The sequence below is a fragment of the Vibrio nereis NBRC 15637 genome (genome assembly GCF_001591105.1).
GTDB lineage: Bacteria > Pseudomonadota > Gammaproteobacteria > Enterobacterales > Vibrionaceae > Vibrio > Vibrio nereis.
Genome location: NZ_BCUD01000005.1, coordinates 38,621 through 57,754 on the forward strand (window position 1 = coordinate 38,621; position 19,134 = coordinate 57,754).

The 19,134-nt window shown below is 45.8% G+C and carries 18 protein-coding genes; 8 read left to right on the forward strand and 10 right to left on the reverse strand.

Annotated elements, in window-relative coordinates; all coding sequences use genetic code 11:
* Positions 1–546, reverse strand: coding sequence for a SecY-interacting protein (syd, locus tag VNE01S_RS07050; RefSeq protein WP_053395170.1), 546 nt, complete (start codon positions 544–546; stop codon positions 1–3).
* A gap of 131 nt (positions 547–677) precedes the next feature.
* Here syd and queF point away from each other — a divergent pair, with 131 nt between their 5' ends.
* The 5 genes from queF to xni all read left to right on the forward strand — a co-directional run bounded on the left by queF (position 678) and on the right by xni (position 7,867).
* Positions 678–1,523, forward strand: coding sequence for an NADPH-dependent 7-cyano-7-deazaguanine reductase QueF (gene queF, locus VNE01S_RS07055; protein ID WP_053395171.1), 846 nt, complete (start codon positions 678–680; stop codon positions 1,521–1,523).
* A gap of 14 nt (positions 1,524–1,537) precedes the next feature.
* A complete protein-coding gene (locus VNE01S_RS07060; protein ID WP_053395172.1) occupies positions 1,538–3,832 on the forward strand; it encodes a tetratricopeptide repeat protein in 2,295 nt (764 codons plus the stop codon).
* Between the two features lie 88 nt (positions 3,833–3,920).
* Positions 3,921–5,486, forward strand: a complete 1,566-nt coding sequence (locus VNE01S_RS07065) for a GGDEF domain-containing protein (RefSeq protein ID WP_053395173.1) — start codon at positions 3,921–3,923, stop codon at positions 5,484–5,486.
* 170 nt (positions 5,487–5,656) lie between these two features.
* Positions 5,657–7,021, forward strand: coding sequence for a nucleotide 5'-monophosphate nucleosidase PpnN (ppnN, locus tag VNE01S_RS07070; RefSeq protein ID WP_053395174.1), 1,365 nt, complete (start codon positions 5,657–5,659; stop codon positions 7,019–7,021).
* A 66-nt stretch (positions 7,022–7,087) separates the two neighbouring features.
* On the forward strand, positions 7,088–7,867 hold the full coding sequence (xni, locus tag VNE01S_RS07075) for a flap endonuclease Xni (RefSeq protein ID WP_053395175.1): 780 nt from the start codon (positions 7,088–7,090) through the stop codon (positions 7,865–7,867).
* Positions 7,868–7,935: 68 nt separating this feature from the next.
* On the opposite strand, the gene rlmM is transcribed toward xni, so the two are convergent.
* The 7 genes from rlmM to pomA form a co-directional block, all read right to left on the reverse strand.
* Complete coding sequence (rlmM, locus tag VNE01S_RS07080) at positions 7,936–9,027, reverse strand: 23S rRNA (cytidine(2498)-2'-O)-methyltransferase RlmM (RefSeq protein WP_053395176.1); 1,092 nt, start codon at positions 9,025–9,027, stop codon at positions 7,936–7,938.
* Positions 9,024–9,425, reverse strand: coding sequence for a DUF423 domain-containing protein (locus tag VNE01S_RS07085; protein ID WP_373278538.1), 402 nt, complete (start codon positions 9,423–9,425; stop codon positions 9,024–9,026). The genes rlmM and VNE01S_RS07085 overlap by 4 nt, the downstream gene beginning before the upstream one ends.
* A complete protein-coding gene (locus VNE01S_RS07090) occupies positions 9,412–10,035 on the reverse strand; it encodes an alpha/beta family hydrolase (protein WP_053395177.1) in 624 nt (207 codons plus the stop codon). The genes VNE01S_RS07085 and VNE01S_RS07090 overlap by 14 nt, the downstream gene beginning before the upstream one ends.
* A complete protein-coding gene (locus VNE01S_RS07095) occupies positions 10,028–10,936 on the reverse strand; it encodes a transcriptional regulator GcvA (RefSeq protein ID WP_053395178.1) in 909 nt (302 codons plus the stop codon). Before VNE01S_RS07095 ends, VNE01S_RS07090 begins: the two co-directional genes overlap by 8 nt.
* 413 nt (positions 10,937–11,349) lie before the next feature.
* Positions 11,350–12,798, reverse strand: coding sequence for a tRNA uracil 4-sulfurtransferase ThiI (gene thiI, locus VNE01S_RS07100; protein WP_053395179.1), 1,449 nt, complete (start codon positions 12,796–12,798; stop codon positions 11,350–11,352).
* A 175-nt stretch (positions 12,799–12,973) separates the two neighbouring features.
* Entirely contained in the window at positions 12,974–13,921 is a 948-nt protein-coding gene (locus VNE01S_RS07105) for a flagellar motor protein MotB (RefSeq protein WP_053395180.1), read from the reverse strand.
* A 10-nt stretch (positions 13,922–13,931) separates the two neighbouring features.
* Positions 13,932–14,696, reverse strand: a complete 765-nt coding sequence (pomA, locus tag VNE01S_RS07110) for a flagellar motor protein PomA (RefSeq protein ID WP_053395181.1) — start codon at positions 14,694–14,696, stop codon at positions 13,932–13,934.
* A 248-nt stretch (positions 14,697–14,944) separates the two neighbouring features.
* Between pomA and xseB the strand changes: the two genes are divergently transcribed.
* From xseB to dxs, 3 genes are read left to right on the forward strand one after another with little or no spacing between them, the layout of a single operon-like run.
* Positions 14,945–15,187 (forward strand): exodeoxyribonuclease VII small subunit, encoded by a 243-nt coding sequence (gene xseB, locus VNE01S_RS07115; protein ID WP_053395182.1) that lies wholly within the window; start codon positions 14,945–14,947, stop codon positions 15,185–15,187.
* 20 nt (positions 15,188–15,207) lie between these two features.
* The gene (ispA, locus tag VNE01S_RS07120; protein WP_053395183.1) at positions 15,208–16,092 is read left to right on the forward strand and encodes a (2E,6E)-farnesyl diphosphate synthase; all 885 of its coding nucleotides are present in this window, start codon (positions 15,208–15,210) and stop codon (positions 16,090–16,092) included.
* A 20-nt stretch (positions 16,093–16,112) separates the two neighbouring features.
* Positions 16,113–17,978, forward strand: coding sequence for a 1-deoxy-D-xylulose-5-phosphate synthase (gene dxs, locus VNE01S_RS07125; RefSeq protein WP_053395184.1), 1,866 nt, complete (start codon positions 16,113–16,115; stop codon positions 17,976–17,978).
* 64 nt (positions 17,979–18,042) lie between these two features.
* Here dxs and truC read toward each other — a convergent pair whose 3' ends face one another.
* Both truC and VNE01S_RS07135 read right to left on the reverse strand, forming a co-directional pair.
* Positions 18,043–18,765: a tRNA pseudouridine(65) synthase TruC gene (gene truC, locus VNE01S_RS07130; protein WP_053395185.1), complete on the reverse strand. Its 723-nt coding sequence runs from the start codon at positions 18,763–18,765 to the stop codon at positions 18,043–18,045.
* Complete coding sequence (locus tag VNE01S_RS07135; RefSeq protein ID WP_053395186.1) at positions 18,765–19,079, reverse strand: YqcC family protein; 315 nt, start codon at positions 19,077–19,079, stop codon at positions 18,765–18,767. Before VNE01S_RS07135 ends, truC begins: the two co-directional genes overlap by 1 nt.
* Positions 19,080–19,134: the final 55 nt, after the last annotated feature.

Genomic DNA, 19,134 nt, shown 5'->3' on the forward strand with positions numbered 1-19,134 from the left:
TTACACCACAGGCGTCAGTTTGGCTAGAAATTCCGCGAGGTCTTCTGCAAGTACGTCTCGCTTATCTGTACCTAAACGCTCTAGCACAACATTACCCGTTAGGTTACAAATCGAAATCACATCCAGCTCTGCGTCGGTGGCGGCGATAAATACCGTTGGTTTTAACTTTAAACGGCGCTGAGTGACCAAATGGCCCAATATATTTTCCTGCAAACGAACAAAATCGTCATCATTCCATACTTGCAATAAAGTGAGTTCATTGCCGTTCCAAGTCGCATCCATATCGGCGCTGTACTGAGAACCATAAAATGTTTTTATATCGTCATGTAAGGTAAGCTCAATACCCTGTTCCACATTAGTAAAGTCAGCGGACGTTTCTCGTGGGTAAGCTTTCCACTCCACGCAATCATCGTGTTTGGCTTCAACACATGGCGACACCAAATCCGCCAGTTCTTCACTGGTAGGTAAGCGGCCATGTTTTTCTAAATGAGACTGTCGATAGTTATCACTGAATGAAAGCAACGCTTGCAAGGCATTATCCGCCATTAGACTCTCCAATTGGGTAAATTCATCAAACTAACGTCGGCTTACAGCAAACTTAGCTTGGTATCAGTATTCGCTTTTAGTCGCGGGATTTCGTAAAATTCTCGCCATTCTAATAGAAAATGAACCTAAGTATGAGCAAATATTCTGATGCAAAAGAGTTAGCGGGCCTAACTCTTGGTCAAAAGACCGAGTATGCCAACCAATATGATCCCTCTCTGCTGCAACCAGTGCCTCGTAGCCTGAATAGAAATGACCTGAACTTGGGCGAAGAACTGCCGTTTAAAGGCTGCGACATCTGGACATTGTACGAGCTGTCATGGCTAAACGAAAAAGGCCTACCACAAGTGGCGGTGGGCGAAGTATCAATTCCTGCCACCAGCGAGAACTTGATTGAGTCGAAATCGTTCAAGCTCTACCTAAACAGCTTCAACCAAACCCGTTTTGCAAGCTGGGATGAAGTCGAAGCAACGCTGAAAAAAGATCTGTCTGAGTGTGCTGGTGAAGAAGTCAGCGTAACTGTACGCTCTGTGGTTGATTACACAGACTCGGTTATCGTCACGATGGATGGCGAATGCATCGACGAACAAGATATCGAGATTTTGAGCTATGACTTTGATGACGCATTACTTAAAGGTGCTACGTCAGAGCAGATCGTCGAAGAAAGCCTGCACAGCCACCTGTTAAAGTCCAACTGCCTAATTACCAACCAGCCTGACTGGGGCAGTGTTGAAATTCAGTACACTGGAAAACAGATCAACCGAGAAGCCCTGCTTCGTTATATTGTGTCATTCCGTGAACACAACGAGTTTCATGAACAATGTGTTGAACGTATCTTTACCGATGTGATGAAATACTGCCAACCTGAAAAGCTGACGGTATACGCTCGTTATACCCGACGTGGTGGTTTGGATATTAACCCATACCGCTCAACAGAGCAGGCTCAGCCCACTCACAACCAACGCATGGCTCGTCAATAAGGAACGCTTTCAGGATGGCTAAAATACGCTGGGCGCGCTGGTTAAGCGCATTCGCTTTATTTGTAACGACACAGGTTGCCGCTGCAACGCTCTACTCTTCCGCTATGCTGAATGAAGCAAACGGACTGGTAGACATTGTGCCTAAGCAATCAAAACAGCTTGCGACCCGTTACCTGTCCCAGCGTACTTTGTCTGATAAAACGGAACAAAGCCCATCTTCCGTTTCCCGCGATGAAAGTGACAGTCGCACTCGCTCTCCAGGTAGCACGATTGACGCGTTACGGATTTTGGCCCATGCGGAGTTCAACCTAGGGAATCCGCGTGCTGCTTTGCAACATTTAACCGAAGCAAAGCAACTCGCCACCACCTATAACCTGCCGTATTTACTGCTCGATGTGCAATTAGTCGAAATCAGACTGCGCTGGATGATCACCGGTCAAGCTTTTGAAGCTCGAGAAGCATTAGTGAAATGGGAGAAATCGTTTGGCGCGATCCAAAACTCACAGCAACTTGCGCGCGGTCTTCAATATAAGATGACGATGCTTAAGGCCGATATTGCTTCATCAGACGGCGAAGACAAACGCGCTGAAGAGCTTTACTCGGCGGCAAAAGAGTTTGTAGATAACTCAACATCGACTAAGACCGAAATCAGCTATCATACAACGCTCGGAAAGCACTACCTCAACAACAAACAATACAACCTTGCGCTTTCCGAACTGCTCAAAAGCTATTGGACAGCCATTGAAAGTAACTCCGGCGTATTGCTTGCTGAGGTCAACCGAACACTTGGCCAACTTTTTTATGAGCGAAAAGTCTTTGATAAGGCCAATGAGCACCTTTCCCAAGCGGCTGACTTTTATGACAACTACGAAAACTCTCCTGCGCTAACCCCGATCTTAAAGCGCATGGGAGACATCTACTTTACTCAAGGAAAATACAACCTTGCTCTGGTTCAATATTTCAACGCGATGGATCACGAACGCCTACAGAACAACGTTGAAAGTATCATTGATATCCGCATCTCACTGGCTGAGACCTATCTACATTTAGTGAATTTCCCATTAGCCGAACAGTATCTTGAGCGAGCTCTTACGCTGCTTGAGTATGCGGATATTCCTCGTTTGAAAGCTCAAGCACTGTTGCTCGAAGCGGGTTTGGCACATCATCAACACGATGCACAACAAGTTCTGTTCAAAGCAAAGCAAGCGCTAGCCATAGCAAAAGCCTTAGGCGATATCCGTTCACAAAAAGCGGCCTACCAGCTGATTTATACGGGCTATGAGTTAAGTGGCGAGTACCAAAAAGCGTTGGAATATTTAAAACAGTTTAACTCGCTGACCAATATTGAGCAGCAAGAGCTAGATGTGATTAGCGAAGATGCATTTAGACAACAAAAAGAGTTTGTGGAGCAGACTCTGCACTTAGTCGGCCAACAAGTAGAACTTGACCAAACAAAACAAGACTTCCGCAAGTTCCAAAAGATCTCGTTTACGCTGTTTACCGCCTGCTTCCTACTGTTACTTTTTGTTTTCAGACGCGGTCACATCATCAGCCTTCAACGGGAAGAACTCGACGAGCTGAATAACGATCTGTTCACGCACTCTCGCTCAGGGTTAAAAAATCTACGCATGCTCAATGCCAAACTACCCGCTTCGCTAGAAGAAAGCATCAGCAAGTTTGAACAGTGGCACGTCGGAGAACTGATCCATGAACCACTTAATGATCGCTTGCGCTTCGTTATGATCGATGTGCCTTTTTTACGCAACATGTACTTGCAGCATGGCTACCAAGAAGGCTTAAAACTCGAACGTGAATTTGGCGAATACTTGAAAAAGAAAATCGACCATCCAGCCCGTATGTACCATTTTTCTGACGCCAATCTGCTGTATATCGAACACAACACGGAAGAAAGCACAGACCCTGAAGCGGTATTCAATAAAGTCCAACAATGGGTAACGGATTTTAACCCTGAGAAAAACATAAACCGCATCATTCGTATCGGTATGGCTGACTACCCTTTCCTGCCTAGAGCTTATACAGCGGTTAATGATAAGGAACTACTGGACGTACTGCTGATGGCGACCAGCACAGCGCGCACCCTAAGTATGAAAGAGCATTGTAGCCAGTGGGTTTACCTCAAAGCCATCGAGAATGCGCCAGCGGCAAGCTTGGCAACAGGTAACATACGCCAGGCGTGTAAGCACTCAATAAATCAAGGGCTAATAAAAGTTCATTCCTCTTATAAGAATGAGGACAGCATCAAAAAACTGTTAAAAGATGAGGAAAACATCGTCAATCAAACGTTGTAGGCAGTGACGGATAGATTTTATTTGTTATTATCAATAGATTAATTAATAAGGGTGATTTATTAATCACCAGTCTGTAAGTTTAGTTTTTATGGGCTCTCTAGAACCAGATCTCCAGTCACAGCTTCACCATCTTAAATATCAATTAGAACAAGTTCGATTGACACAAAAGGATACCTCGTTCAAATTTATTAGAGAGCAGAAGGTACTCAAAAGAATCATTGCATCAATGACAGATGCCCATAAAAGCGAGGACCCTCGACTACAAGCAGGTTTAATCGAGCTGAAACAAGCCATAGAGCAGCAACAAGACATCAGCTCTTTGATACCAAAGCTAGCGATATTAGAGCGGTTGCTTAAACAACAAGGCTTGGCTATGGAAAAACAGACGGAACACCTAGATTCGCAGATCAGACACAGCGGAGAAACACTGCTGCGTCTAACAGGCTTGCCGGTAAAAATTAAGCGAGACCTTAGAGATCTGTTGAACTATTCAAACGGTCAAAAACGTCCACATGCAGAGCAGGCAGTAAAACTGCTTAACCTGTATGACCGTTCTGTCAAAATCATTGCAGCCAATCCCCATACGCCACTCAATCAAATTTCTAAGAGCTCTGATAGAGAGTTGCTTCTAAAACTTTCGGACGAACTGCAGCATTTAATTGCTGAGATCGATTTTGAAGGCGAGTCTGGTGAACAGTTGGCCGATATTCGCGCAAAATTACTCATCGGTGTTAATTCACATACGCTTTTGGAACTCACGCTTCAAACACTTAAATTAGTGGTTGATGGCACACACTACGAACGTAAAACCTCCGAGCAATTTTTAGATCAAGTGAATGCGTCTCTCGCCTCTTCTATGAGTGCGACAGAACAAAACACTCAGCAATCGCAAAGTTACTTAGCACAACGTCATGAAATCAATGATGAACTTGCTGATGTCATTGGTAAAACCGAAGCTAAAGTGACCTCAGCAACGGATTTAGCCGCACTGAAAAACGACCTGACTCCACTGCTAAACCAACTCAACTCGCTATCAGAACGCTTACGTCATGCCGAGCAAAGAGAGCAAGCATTGCTCGATCATATGGAGCATGGCAAAGACCAACTTGAAGCCCTGTTTGAACTCGCTCAAGACTACCGTCGTCGTTTGGACGAACAAAAGCAAAGAATTCAGCTTGATCCGCTGACCAAAATCTATAACCGCACCGCATTTAATGACAAACTTGAAATTGAGTATCGCCGCTGGATTAGAAACCAGCACGACCTTCACTTGGTGTTACTAGACATCGATGGATTTAGTGCCATCAATGACAGTTTTGGTTACACGGCGGGTGATAAAGCGCTTAAGATCATTGCGCGTACCATAAAAAGCACCTTAACAGATGGTGACATCGTAGCGCGTTTTGGCGGAGAGGAGTTTATCCTGATTTTGCCACAGCGTTCAGATAAAGACTGCCATAGCTTGGTACAAAAAATTCAGCAACAGATCTCGAAACTGCCGTTTAAGTTCAAAGAACAAAACCTGACGATTACGCTATCTGCCGCGAGCAGCTACTTTAAAGAGTCTGATACACCAGAAGAGGTTTTAGAGCGCCTCAACTTACGCCTGAAAAAAGGCAAAGCTATCGGGCCAAACCAACTCATCTGGAAGTAGCGATATATTCCCTACCAATGTCATATAAATATCAATAAGTTAGGATGTTGTTAACAAAAGCATGCTAAGCTAAAGTTTACCTGGTCGTTAGATGTGGAGTGAATCGAGCACCTACCCCTTCCTCTTTTTAACGACACACGGAGAGTATGACCCTAGTCAAGGAGAGTATTATGATCACTCATATTAGTCCGGCTGGTAGTATGGATCTTCTCTCTCAACTTGAAGTTGAGCGCCTTAAGAAAACCGCCTCCAGTGATCTTTATCAGCTATACAGAAACTGTACACTCGCAGTATTGAATTCTGGTAGCCACACTGACAACTCTAAAGAACTGCTTGATAAATATAAGTCCTTCGACGTCAATGTGGTACGTCGCGAACGTGGTATCAAACTGGAGCTCACAAATGCCCCAGAGCACGCCTTTGTCGACGGCCAAATCATCAAGGGGATTCAAGAACATTTGTTTGCAGTGTTGAGAGACATTGTTTACGTCAACATGCATTTAGCGGACAACCAACGACTGAACCTGACCAACGCAAGCCATATCACCAACTTAGTGTTTGGTATTTTACGCAATGCTGGTGCGCTGACGCCAGGAATCGTACCCAACCTTGTTGTTTGCTGGGGTGGCCATTCCATCAACGCGGTAGAGTATCAGTACACTCGTGAAGTGGGCCATGAACTTGGCTTACGTGAAATGAATATCTGTACTGGTTGTGGCCCAGGTGCAATGGAAGGGCCAATGAAAGGTGCCGCCATCGGCCACGCGAAGCAGCGTTATTATGAGCAGCGTTACCTAGGCCTGACTGAACCGTCGATCATTGCAGCAGAGCCGCCAAACCCGATCGTCAATGAGTTGATAATCATGCCAGACATCGAAAAGCGTCTTGAAGCGTTTGTTCGTATGGCTCATGGCATCGTCATTTTCCCTGGTGGCGCGGGTACCGCAGAAGAGCTGTTGTATATCTTGGGTATTATGATGCACCCCGAAAACGTCAGCCAGCCGCTGCCAATAGTATTAACCGGGCCGAAAGAGAGTGAAGAGTACTTCCGCTCCATCGATCGTTTTATTGGTGAAACATTAGGTGAAACAGCACAGCAACACTATGAGATTGTCATTGACGATCCCGCAAGAGTGGCGCAAATCATGAAGCATGGCATGACCGATGTACGTCAACACCGTAAAGATACCGGCGATGCCTACAGCTTTAACTGGCTATTGAAGATTGAGCCAGAGTTCCAGCTGCCGTTTGAACCGACCCATGAGAACATGGCGCGCTTAAACCTGCACTTAAACCAGCGTCCTGAGTTTTTAGCCGCTTCCCTGCGACAAGCTTTCTCAGGGATAGTGGCGGGTAACGTCAAAGCAGAAGGCATTCAAGAAATTGAAAAGTATGGCCCATTCTCACTCAATGGTGATGCCAGTTTGATGACAAAAATGGACAAACTACTGCGAGATTTCGTCGAACAAGACCGCATGAAGTTACCGGGCGGCAGCGCGTACGAACCGTGTTATCACATCAATACGCTCGGCTAGTCGCTGGTAATCTGTCATTCATCCTATACAATAAGGGCTTAATTGCCCTTATCTTTTTGTCTTTTTATGTCTATCCATCTTGTTATTATTGATGCCCTCAACCTCATTCGACGCGTGCACTCTGCCCAGCCCGATCCAAACGATATAGCAAGAACCATCACCACGACGACCCGGACGTTAAACAAGATCATTACCGAATCTCAACCCACACATATCATTGCGGTGTTTGACCATCACCTGCAAGAGCGGGGTTGGCGTGCGGATATTCTTCCTGAATACAAACAGAACCGGAAACCCATGCCAGAGCCGTTGATGAAAGGTTTGGAATCCATTCAAGATGCATGGTGGAAACTTGGCATAGATTCACTTCTATCAGAGGGTGATGAAGCGGATGACTTAGTCGCGACTTTGGCAATGAAAGTCGCAAGCCATAATGAGAAAGTGACGATCATTTCAACAGACAAAGGGTATTGCCAGCTACTCTCTCCTACTCTGCAAATTCGGGATTATTTCCAGCACCGCTGGTTAGATGAACCCTTCATCGACAAAGAATTTGGGGTCAAACCCAATCAGCTAGCAGATTACTGGGGGCTTGCTGGTGTGAGCTCTAGCCAAGTGCCAGGCGTTCCGGGAGTTGGTCCCAAAGCGGCAAAGGAAATTCTCAACCAATTTAACGATATTGAGCAAGCTTACGCTAGCGACGAACTCCCAACGAAATACCGCAAGAAGCTGGATGAGCACATTGAATCGGCGCGCAAGTGTAAGCTTGTATCCGCTCTTAAGACAGATATTGAGTTAGGCTTTAATCTGCAGGATTTGCGTTTTAACGGCGCAAATGAAGCATAATTGAACGCTACATACCAACAAAAAAGGCTCTGATTTCAGAGCCTTTTTCGTTTTGATTCATTGAGCGTTTAGTGAGGAGAAATATTCGATAAGCACTGAACGTGCACGGTGATTTCTTCACGATCATGATACAGGTGCTTCGCTTGCAGTCTGTATTTTACACCATGCTCTTTAAGGAAGATCTTCAAGTTCTCAATGTCTTCAAGAACTTCATCGTATCGACCCTTCATTGGCAATTTAAGGTTAAAGAGCGCTTCTTTTGCCCAACCACTAATGATCCATTCACCCATTAGCTGTGCAACGCGTGATGGTTTCTCAACCATATCACAAATTAGCCACGTCACATTTTTACGCGCAGGCTCAAACTTAAAGCCATCTTCTTGGTGGTGTTTAACCTGGCCCGTTTCCATCAGACTATCGGCCATCATACCGTTATCAACCGCATGCACGAACATAGAACGCTTCACCAATTGGTACGTCCAACCACCCGGACACGCCCCCAAGTCGACACCCCACATTCCAGGCGCTAGACGCTCATCCCACTCATCACGAGGAATAAATACGTGAAACGCTTCTTCCAGCTTAAGTGTTGAACGGCTTGGCGCATCTGCTGGGAATTTTAGACGCGGAATCCCCATGAAGAACTGAGAGTTGTTTGACGGTAACGAGTAACCAACAAAACAGTGGCCTGGCGCGACAAAGCAGATATGAAGCACTGGCTTTTTCGGGCTGTCTTTCGGAAATAGAATGCCTTTACCGCGCAAAGCTTGGCGCATAGGTACAGTAAACTTACGGCAGAACTTAAGCAGTTCTTTCGCTTCGTTGGTATCTGGTGTTTCGATACGAATGTCACCGCAACGAGGCATATTTTCAACATCACCTAACTGGTCAAGAATAGGTGAGATACGGTCTTCACGCGGTAGATCTTGGATTTCAGTCGCAACAGCAAAGATCTGACGAGCGAAAATCAGCGATTTAAAATCCAGCTCTTTGATGAGCTTTTCAGCATCGCCATCTTGGTAACATTCAAACAGAACATAACCCGTATTGTTTTTAACACGAGGGAAACCAAACACTTCCAGTTGCGTCGCGCGATCCTGAATTTCTCCTGCACACTCTTTTTCGAAACCCGAACGGCAGTAGAGCATTACCTGTTTCACTGATTCACCTCTTTAATCTGTAGTGCTGCGAAAACGAACAGTCCCCATCCAAGCATAAAAGTGATACCACCTAATGGTGTCACTGGGCCAAACCACTTAATCCCGGTTATAGCCAAAGCATAAAGACTGCCGCTAAAACAAAAGATGCCGATGATAAAGCAAATTGCAGCGAGGGCGAAATATTTTTGTGATTTAGCACTCAATGACGTTCTTAACAGAACTCCACATAGCAAGATAGCGAGTGCATGGATGAGCTGGTATTGCACACCTGTATTAAAAACGTCGATCAAGTAAGGAGAAAGTACCTTCTTAAGACCATGAGCCGCAAAGGCCCCTAGAGCAACACCCAACCCGGCTAATAAGCCACCAGCGGCAAGCATAGAATTACTTTTCACCATACACCTCAAAGATAAATGTTGCTAAACGTTCAACCGCCAACTGAATATTGCCTTCTTCAGTATATCCAGAGCGTTTGCGAGGTTTGAAGCTGTGGTCACCATCAGGCAAGAATGTCACGTTGATCGAATCGGAAAGCTGAAACTCTGCAAACTCTTCTTGCTTGCCAAACGTATCTCGTTCACCTTGCAAGAGAAGCAACGGTTTTGTCACGGAGGCTAAATGCTCTCCTTTGTACTTCTCCGGCTTACCCGGTGGATGAAATGGGAAGCCTAAACACGCCACCGCTGCCACATCGCTCTCTTCCGCTAATAAACTCGCCATGCGCCCTCCCATTGACTTGCCACCGATAACAACAGGCATATCTGCGAACTCCTTGATAACACTCTGATAGGCCTCCAGAAGCTTTGGAGCTCGATCTGGCGGCCTCTTTTTGCCATCTTCTGCGCGTTTCACCATGTAAGGGAAGTTAAAACGCACCACCTGGACACCTTTTCCAGCCAGCCCCTTTGCGACTGCCGACATAAAGTCGTGATCCATTCCTGCTCCTGCACCGTGGGCAAAAATGAAGATCGGTTGGTCTTTCTCACCATCAATCAGGTAATTACTCATCTAAAAGTACCTCTTGTTCACTTTGGGCTTTGGCTAGCATCCAATCTCGGAATGTCGCTATACGACCCATGTCTGCTTGCTTGTCATGACATACCACATAGAAAGCGTTTTTGGTCACCAACACTTCATCAAACGGTGCAATTAGGCGTCCAGCTTCTAGCTCTGGCTGAGCAAGAACGTTGTTTCCTAGCGCAACCCCTTGTCCATGCGCCGCAGCTTGCAACACCATGGTGGAGTGACTGAAAATAGGCCCGTGGTTAACGTTGACGCCTTCGATACCATTCTGCTTAGCAAATTGTTTCCAATCTTTACGAGATGTGTCGTGTAGTAACGTATGTTGTGCCAAATCACTTAATGATTCTAATGGTTTATTTCCTAACAGTAATGAAGGAGAGCACAACGGAATCAAGAACTCTTGATACAATTTATCAGCTCGCAATCCTGGCCAATTACCTCGCCCATAGTAAATAGCGACATCAACGTCATCAGTCAATGATCCTTCATCCATGTCCACCGCTTTAATTCGCACATCGATATCAGGTTCTTGCTGATTAAAGTCCGCTAAGCGCGGAACAAGCCACTGAATAGCAAAACTTGGCGGCAAACTGATGGTTAGTGCACCTTTCTCACTGCGCTCTAGCACTTTATCAGTAGCTTCTGCTAGTGATGTAAAGATATCTTTAATGTCTAAGAAGTAGCTCTGCCCTTCTTCGGTCAGAAGTAAGGAGCGATTTCTTCTGCGAAATAGCTTCAGGCCCAGAAATTCTTCTAACGCTTTAATTTGATGACTGACCGCAGCTTGAGTGACAAACAGCTCTTCAGCCGCACGAGTAAAACTCAAATGACGTGCTGCAGCCTCAAACACTTTGAGTGAATTTAACGGAGGCAATCGTCTAGACATGGCGCTCTTCCTAACGTTGGATTAGTTTTTTTTATCTGAAACATTATAAAATGTCCGTTGCCTGACGACCAGAGAAATTCTATATTTCACCCCGCAGCAAAAAGCCAGAACGGCTTGATTCCTTGTTGAATCAATTGGCATATTGTTGCGATGTTGTGTTTGCAAACTCGTATTTCGAGTTAGGTAGGTTTCTACCACCGTTTCATTTCAATGAATGAAGTGAAACATACTTCCTGTATTTATTTTGACCTGTCTGTCAAATTTTTTAGCACCGCCTATATGGCGGTGTTTTTTTATGTCTGAATTTTCCTTTATGCTCCGCTCTATGCGTTACACTGGATTTAGCCCAACAAAAAAGCGCAAACCGATGAACGATTTGCGCTTTCGCTTTTAGCTCGATGGGCTCATCATCTCTATGGACGATACACCTTAACGTTGTTAAAGCCCTGCTCTTGCAGGTAAAGCGCCTGCAGTCGGCTCATTACACCACGGTCACAGTACAGCAGATAAGTCTTAGACTGATCTAAATCACCAAACTGAGTACCTAGCTTGTAGAAAGGAATGTGTTTTACCTCAACGCCATCAATTTCTAACGGGTTGTCGTCTTCCTCTTCTGGGCTACGGATATCAAGCACGATCGCGTGTTCTTCAACCGCTTGAACTTGCTCAACTTCTGGTGCTGCTTGCTCTGTTTCTTTGGCGATATCGCGAATATCCATCTGGCGAGCATCACGAACCACTTGCTCTAGGATATCGAAGTCAAATTTCTCTTCTTCAGCTTCCAGTTTCGCTTTCACCGCTTTCACTGTTGGCTTCTTAGAGATCACACCACAGTATTCCGGCATGGTCTTAGCAAAGTCTTCTGTACCGATTTGACGCGCTAGGTTGATGATGTCTTCTTTATCCCAGTTGATTAAAGGACGAAGGATCAGCGAATCCGTTACGCCATCAATATGACGAAGGTTAGTCAGCGTCTGGCTAGATACCTGACCAAGTGCTTCACCCGTCACAAGAGCCTGAATGCCAAATTTCTCTGCAATCATACCCGCTGCACGCATAAACATACGCTTAAGGATCACGCCCATTTGGCCGTCATCAACTTTCTCAAGGATTTCTGCCACAACAGGTTCGAAGTCCACAGAGATGAAACGTACTTTGGCCGATGAACCGTATTTGTTCCATAGGTAGTGAGAAACCTGCTTAACGCCGATCTCGTGTGCAGGGCCACCAAGGTTAAAGAAACAGTAGTGGACTTTTGAGCCACGCTTGATGTGTAGGTAGCTAGACACACCAGAGTCAAAGCCACCTGAAATCAGGCTTAATACGTCTTCTTGCGTACCAAGTGGGAAGCCACCCAAACCTTTATGACGTGCAATCACTTGGTTTAGTTTATCGCCAGCCACTTCGACGTTAACTGTCACATCTGGATTTTTCAGCTTCACGCTTGCGCTTTCTACCGCTTGGTTCAAGCCGCCGCCAACATAACGCTCAAGCTCGATCGAAGTAAAGTCATGTTTACCACGACGCTTTGCACGCACAACGAAGGTTTTGCCTTCAATGTCAGCACGGTTTAGCTCCAGTACTTGCTCAAAGATGTTATGCAGATCTGTAAACTCAGACTGTTTCACTTCAAGCACGTGGTGGATACCCGGCGTTTGCGTCAGCACTTCAACCACTTCTTTATGGAATTCTGCAGATTCTGACGTCACTTCGATATGATCACGGCGGTTGAATACCGCGACAGATTCGGTACGAGCCTTGATAATGTTGCGAATATTACACTCGAGAATCTTTGTGAAGCGTTTACGTACCGATTCACTTTTTACGAAGATTTCTGGATGGGGCTTAACGATAAATTTCATAATTCACTTCACAAGTTAATAGTTTCGCAAAACAAGTTCGCTTAATCGCACCGATATCAATGCCACTGAACTCGTCAAGTGGTCGGCGGAAAAGCTAAGGGCGCAAGATTATACATGATCGATCGCTCATAAAAAAGACGAGCGTGCTGCTCGTCTTTCTATTACCCGTTGGGTTTTAATTCTCTAGGGCCGGGACTTCATCACTGTAAATAGGTTCACCCTGTAAAATACTGATTTCTACCCGTCGATTTCGCGAACGCTGTACTTCCGTATCATTAGGCTCCAGTGGTGCAGTATCTGCCATGCCGCGAACTTGCAATCGTTGATGATCAAAGCCGCGCACCTTTTCCATTTCTTGAGCCACTGACACCGCTCGCTGGGCAGAAAGGTCCCAATTAGAGCGATACAATTCAGAATCAAGTCGCTGGTTATCCGTATGACCAGAAACACGAATCACACCTGGCACATCCTTTACCAGTTCTGCGATTTGCCTCACTAATGGTCTAAATTTAGGTTGTAGGAAGGCAGACCCTTCAGGGAACGCGCCCTTCTCACGAATACGAATATCGATTTGCTGCCCTAAGTTTTCCACTTCTATCGCACCTTGCTCTATTTCCCTAGCGAGCGCTTTCTTGATGGCTTCCATCAGTGTTTCTAGCTCTTGAGACATCTCAGCCGATTGTTGCTGTTCGTTATCCGATTCTGAATTCTGGTTATCTTGCGTGGAGGTGTCCGGTGACTTCCCCCCCGTCAGCTTACCTTTGTCACGCTGAGTACCACCAGCCCTGTCTGACTCACCTTCATGGAATTCGAGAGTTTGCTGCGTAATATCGATTGTCTGCTGCATGATCACATCAATTGGTGTCGGCTCCGGCCTACCCGGACGAAATTCTTGTGCAATGATGCTGGTACCTTTAGGTATGTCTTTCACCTCTAAACGGTTCTGAACACCAAAGGCAAATTTCATAGAGCCTGCTATCTGCTTGAACTTCAGTACATCCATTTCAGAGAAAGAAAGCAGCAGTACAAAGAAGCACATCAGCAGCGACATCAAGTCAGCAAATGTCCCCATCCACAGGGGAAGGCCAGGTGGCGGGCATTTGCATTCGCTATCGTCATCCATAGTGACTTCCTTACTCGTTATCTATATCAAGAGAACGCTTACCTTCATTAAGGTAATTCTTGAGGTAGCTGTCTATAACACGAGGGTTTTGACCATCTTGAATAGCCAGTACGCCATCCATGATCAGGCGACGGTTGAGTTTTTCTTGCTCTCGGCGTAACGATAATTTGTCCGCAATCGGAAAGAAAACCATATTAGATAAGATGGCACCATACAATGTCGTCAAAAGTGCAACCGCCATTGCAGGGCCGATGGCTTTAGGGTCATCCATATTAGAAAGCATAGCCACTAGACCAACCAATGTACCGATCATCCCCATCGCGGGAGCAACATCACCGAAGGCGCGAAATACGCTAGTACCGAACTCATGGCGTTCATCGGTCAGTGAAATATCTTTTTGCAGCGCTGCACGGACGACATCGGCGTCGTGTCCATCCACCAGTAAATCGATGCCTTTTTGCATAAAGCTGTTGGAGATTTCCATCTCTTCAAGCGCAAGGAAACCACCTTTACGGGCAGCGTCGGCCATCTCAACCACTTTGGCGATAAGGTCTTCAGGTTCATCAACCTTAAACATAAACGCTTTGCCAGCAATCTTACCTGCACCGAAGAACTGGCCCATTGTAAATTTCATCAATACGACAAATGTCGAGCCACCGACCACAATAAGAATGGAGGTGACATCAACGAACATCATGATGCTTCCGCCAAGTACCATCGCCATGATGACGAAAGCAAAGCCGCCAATCAAACCTATCAGCGTTGCTAAATCCACAAAGCACTCCTCATGCTATCTCTGAGCTTCTATCAGATTATATCGGCAACGCCTTCAGATCTTTAGTCTTTTCTCAATCCCCAACCTAGATTCTTGTTCCAAGTAAAAATAGACAGCGCAAGGTGAGTTCATAGCTATGCCCGATATCACTGAGCAGGTTCGATTTTCTGACAAATTTACTCGGTTAAATTTGACCATCATTAGCCTCTAAGGTAACTTTCGTGCATCTTTATCAACACAGATATATTATGGCGAGCAAAAAACCTGAAAATATGACCTTTGAGGCAACCATTAAAGAGCTCGATACAATCGTAGAAAACCTTGAAAATGGTGATCTTGCGCTTGATGACGCACTTAAAAAGTTTGAGCGTGGCATTGCACTAGCACGCGCAGGTCAAGGCAAGCTAAATGATGCGGAACAACGCGTCAGTATTTTATTAAGCAATGATGATGAAGCGCCACTTAGTCAGTTTGACGCTCAGCCAGAATAATTGATTTAGAAGATATCCTTATGCAAGAGGCCCTAACCTCACTTCAACAACGTAATAACGTTAAGTTAGAAGAGTGGCTAAACCAGCTACCTCACCAACAGCAACCTCTGATTGATGCAATGCGCTATGGTCTACTCCTTGGCGGAAAACGCGCACGCCCTTTCCTTGTATACATCACAGGACAGATGCTGGGTTGTGATTTAGAAGTACTTGATACTCCCGCCGCCGCTGTGGAATGCATTCATGCGTACTCTTTAATCCATGATGACTTGCCAGCCATGGATGACGATGCACTTCGCCGTGGGCAACCAACCTGCCACATTAAGTTTGATGAGGCGACCGCTATTCTTACTGGTGATGCACTGCAAACCTTGGCATTCACTATCCTTGCCGATGGCAAACTCGCACCAGAAGCCGAGTGTAACCGAGTAAAAATGGTCAGTGCTCTGGCATCTGCTTCAGGGGCAAGCGGTATGTGCATGGGGCAGTCACTGGATCTTTCCGCTGAAAACCGCTCTATTTCTTTAGACGAGCTAAAAGAAATTCACCGCCATAAGACGGGTGCATTAATGAAAAGTGCCATTCGCTTAGGTGCTTTAGCGGCAGGTGAGAAAGGGCTGGAAGTATTACCTCAATTGGATCAATACGCGGATGCTATAGGCTTAGCATTTCAGGTCCAAGATGATATTTTAGATATTATTAGTGATACAGAAACTTTAGGGAAACCTCAGGGTTCTGATCAAGAATTAAACAAGAGCACCTACCCCTCATTACTTGGGCTAGATGGAGCAATAAACAAAGCTCACACTCTGTTACATGAAGCACTTCAAGCATTGGAAGCTATCCCATACAATACAGAGTTACTCGAAGAGTTCGCCCGATACGTCATCGAGCGCAAGAACTAACACTATAAGCGCGCAAATATATGACTCTTGATATTTCAAAGTACCCAACACTGGCTCTGGCAGATACGCCCGATGAACTACGCAGTCTTCCCAATGAGCTACTGCCTAAGCTATGTGATGAATTACGTACCTATTTACTCAATTCAGTCAGCCAATCTAGTGGCCACCTAGCCTCAGGCTTAGGCACTGTAGAGCTCACAGTTGCTCTGCACTACGTTTACAATACGCCTTTTGACCAATTGGTCTGGGATGTAGGCCACCAAGCTTACCCGCATAAAATACTGACAGGTCGCCGCGATCGGATGTCAAGCATCCGCCAAAAAGACGGATTACACCCCTTCCCTTGGCGCGAAGAAAGTGAATACGACACGCTTTCAGTCGGTCACTCATCCACTTCGATCAGTGCTGCTCTTGGCATGGCGATTAGTGCTGAAAAAGAAGGTAAAAACCGAAAAGTTGTCAGTGTCATTGGTGACGGCGCAATTACCGCAGGTATGGCGTTTGAAGCAATGAACCACGCAGGTGACGTTCATTCTGATATGTTGGTGATTCTGAACGACAACGAAATGTCGATTTCAGAAAACGTTGGCGCGCTGAATAATCACCTGGCACAAGTACTATCAGGTAACCTTTATACTTCAATTCGCGAAGGTGGCAAAAAAGTCCTTTCCGGCGTCCCTCCTATCAAAGAGCTCGTACGCCGTACCGAAGAGCATTTGAAGGGAATGGTAGTCCCAGGTACGCTGTTTGAAGAGTTTGGCTTTAACTATATTGGCCCTGTCGATGGACATGACGTCAACGAACTCGTCAAAACATTGAAGAACATGCGTGAACTTAAAGGTCCTCAGTTTCTACACATCATGACCAAGAAAGGAAAAGGTTACGAGCCCGCAGAGCGCGATCCTATTGGTTACCATGGTGTACCTAAATTTGACCCATCCCACAATTGCCTACCTAAAAGTAGTGGTGGTAAGCCAAACTTTTCGAAGATCTTCGGTGATTTTCTCTGTGATATGGCCGCTCAAGATCCCAAGCTTATGGCAATTACTCCAGCCATGCGAGAAGGTTCTGGAATGGTTCGCTTCTCGAAAGAGTTCCCAAATCAATACTTCGATGTCGCGATCGCTGAACAGCACGCTGTGACACTCGCAACAGGGATGGCCATTGCGGGGAATCACCCGATCGTTGCAATTTACTCGACTTTCTTACAACGCGGTTACGATCAACTGATCCATGATGTCGCAATTATGGATCTTCCTGTCATGTTTGCTATCGATCGCGCAGGCTTGGTCGGTGCTGACGGTCAAACTCACCAAGGTGCCTTTGACTTAAGCTTTATGCGCTGCATTCCAAACATGGTTATTATGGCACCAAGTGATGAGAATGAGTGTCGCCAGATGCTTTACACTGGTCACAAACACACCGGTCCTTCTGCTGTTCGTTACCCTCGTGGTACAGGCATAGGCGCTGAGATTAGCAAAGAGTTTACTGCACTAGAAATTGGTAAAGGTCGATTGGTCCGCCAAGGCGAAAAAGTCGCGATTCTGAGCTTTGGTACCTTCTTACAAAATGCCTTAGAGGCAGCAGAGTATCTAAACGCCACCGTTGCAGATATGCGTTTTGTGAAGCCGCTTGATGAAGAGCTAATCAAACAACTGGCTGCGGATCACGATGTCATCGTAACTCTGGAAGAGAATGCCATTGCTGGTGGTGCGGGTGCGGGTGTGGTGGAATTCCTGATGAAGGAAAAACTGATTAAGCCTGTTCTGAACTTGGGCCTACCTGATCAGTTTGTTCACCAAGGCACTCAAGAAGAGCTGCACACCGAACTTGGATTAGACGCTAAGGGCATTGAGAAAGCCATTCTTAACTACTTAGAAAAGTAATAGCCCTGGAACATAGCGACAAAGAGCCCTCACTTCGAGGGCTCTTTCGTATTTACCAAATGTATTAGGCAGGAACGGCCCAATCAAATTCAGCACACAGCTTCTGCCATGTCTCATCGACACCCGCTTTGATTGTGATCGCCTGCTGAGTAAACGGATGAACAAAAGTCAAAGCCGAGGCATGCAGTAACAGTCGGTGAGAGTCATAAATCTCTCTGAAGAGTTTATTATGTTTACCGTCACCATGAGTCGTATCACCGACGATTGGATGGCGTAGATGCGCCATATGCCGTCTCAATTGATGTTTTCGGCCTGTCTTTGGCTTCAGTTCCATTAAACAGTAACGCGTGGTCGGAAACTTACCCGTTGAATGGGGGATCTCTGTGTGTACTAGCGGCTGATAATCAGTCACCGCATCTTGCGCTTCTTTGTCTTGGCTCGCGTGCTTGTCAGCAATTTTATCTAGCTCTACTTTTAGCGCGTAATCTAATCGTCCTTCCTCTAAAATCCAACCGCGTACTATCGCGTGATACGTTTTCTCCATCTCGTGATTGGCAAACATCGGCATCACTTGTGAGGCAACTTCGCTCGACAGCGCAAATATTAGAACCCCTGACGTTGGCCTATCTAAACGGTGCAAAGGAAAAACATGCTGACCTATCTGGTCCCGAAGTGTCTGCATCACAAACTGGGTTTCGTGCTTATCCAACCAACTGCGATGAACCAACATGCCTGCGGGCTTATTCACCGCCACAAAATATTCATCCTGATAAATAATCTCTAACATCAGGCGCACACCTCGTCAATCGACCTTAATAATGTCAGCAAGGGAGTATATTCACCGTGCTCTTTCCAACACTCTTCAAAGTAAGGTGTGATAGCAAATCCTTTCGGTAACGGCATCTGTTGCTCAATCACCACTAGCATCTTAGGTAAAAATATCCATTGCAACCATTGCTCTGGTGCTAAGGTATCCAGCGCAAATGGCTCCAAACTTTGAAGTTGTTTTGCATCTGGTGCTTGTTCTTGCCATAAGCCTAAACGTTGCATTAAAGGTGTTAGTTGCTCTAGAAGAAGCAACAATTGCTGTTCTTTTGTCATAAACACATCACGTTGACCTTGAAAATAGGCGTAAGAGTACCATTTATAGAGGAAA

Bases quoted from the DNA above. Each gene is read 5' to 3' on its own strand.
- syd (WP_053395170.1), bottom strand. From the start codon at position 546: ATGGCGGATAATGCCTTGCAAGCGTTGCTTTCATTCAGTGATAACTAT.
- VNE01S_RS07085 (WP_373278538.1), bottom strand. From the start codon at position 9,425: ATGGTGAAAAGTAATTCTATGCTTGCCGCTGGTGGCTTATTAGCCGGG.
- ppnN (WP_053395174.1), top strand. From the start codon at position 5,657: ATGATCACTCATATTAGTCCGGCTGGTAGTATGGATCTTCTCTCTCAA.
- truC (WP_053395185.1), bottom strand. From the start codon at position 18,765: ATGTTAGAGATTATTTATCAGGATGAATATTTTGTGGCGGTGAATAAG.
- xseB (WP_053395182.1), top strand. From the start codon at position 14,945: ATGGCGAGCAAAAAACCTGAAAATATGACCTTTGAGGCAACCATTAAA.
- VNE01S_RS07135 (WP_053395186.1), bottom strand. From the start codon at position 19,079: ATGACAAAAGAACAGCAATTGTTGCTTCTTCTAGAGCAACTAACACCT.
- VNE01S_RS07090 (WP_053395177.1), bottom strand. From the start codon at position 10,035: ATGAGTAATTACCTGATTGATGGTGAGAAAGACCAACCGATCTTCATT.
- dxs (WP_053395184.1), top strand. From the start codon at position 16,113: ATGACTCTTGATATTTCAAAGTACCCAACACTGGCTCTGGCAGATACG.
- VNE01S_RS07105 (WP_053395180.1), bottom strand. From the start codon at position 13,921: ATGGATGACGATAGCGAATGCAAATGCCCGCCACCTGGCCTTCCCCTG.
- ispA (WP_053395183.1), top strand. From the start codon at position 15,208: ATGCAAGAGGCCCTAACCTCACTTCAACAACGTAATAACGTTAAGTTA.
- queF (WP_053395171.1), top strand. From the start codon at position 678: ATGAGCAAATATTCTGATGCAAAAGAGTTAGCGGGCCTAACTCTTGGT.
- VNE01S_RS07065 (WP_053395173.1), top strand. From the start codon at position 3,921: ATGGGCTCTCTAGAACCAGATCTCCAGTCACAGCTTCACCATCTTAAA.
- xni (WP_053395175.1), top strand. From the start codon at position 7,088: ATGTCTATCCATCTTGTTATTATTGATGCCCTCAACCTCATTCGACGC.
- thiI (WP_053395179.1), bottom strand. From the start codon at position 12,798: ATGAAATTTATCGTTAAGCCCCATCCAGAAATCTTCGTAAAAAGTGAA.
- VNE01S_RS07060 (WP_053395172.1), top strand. From the start codon at position 1,538: ATGGCTAAAATACGCTGGGCGCGCTGGTTAAGCGCATTCGCTTTATTT.
- VNE01S_RS07095 (WP_053395178.1), bottom strand. From the start codon at position 10,936: ATGTCTAGACGATTGCCTCCGTTAAATTCACTCAAAGTGTTTGAGGCT.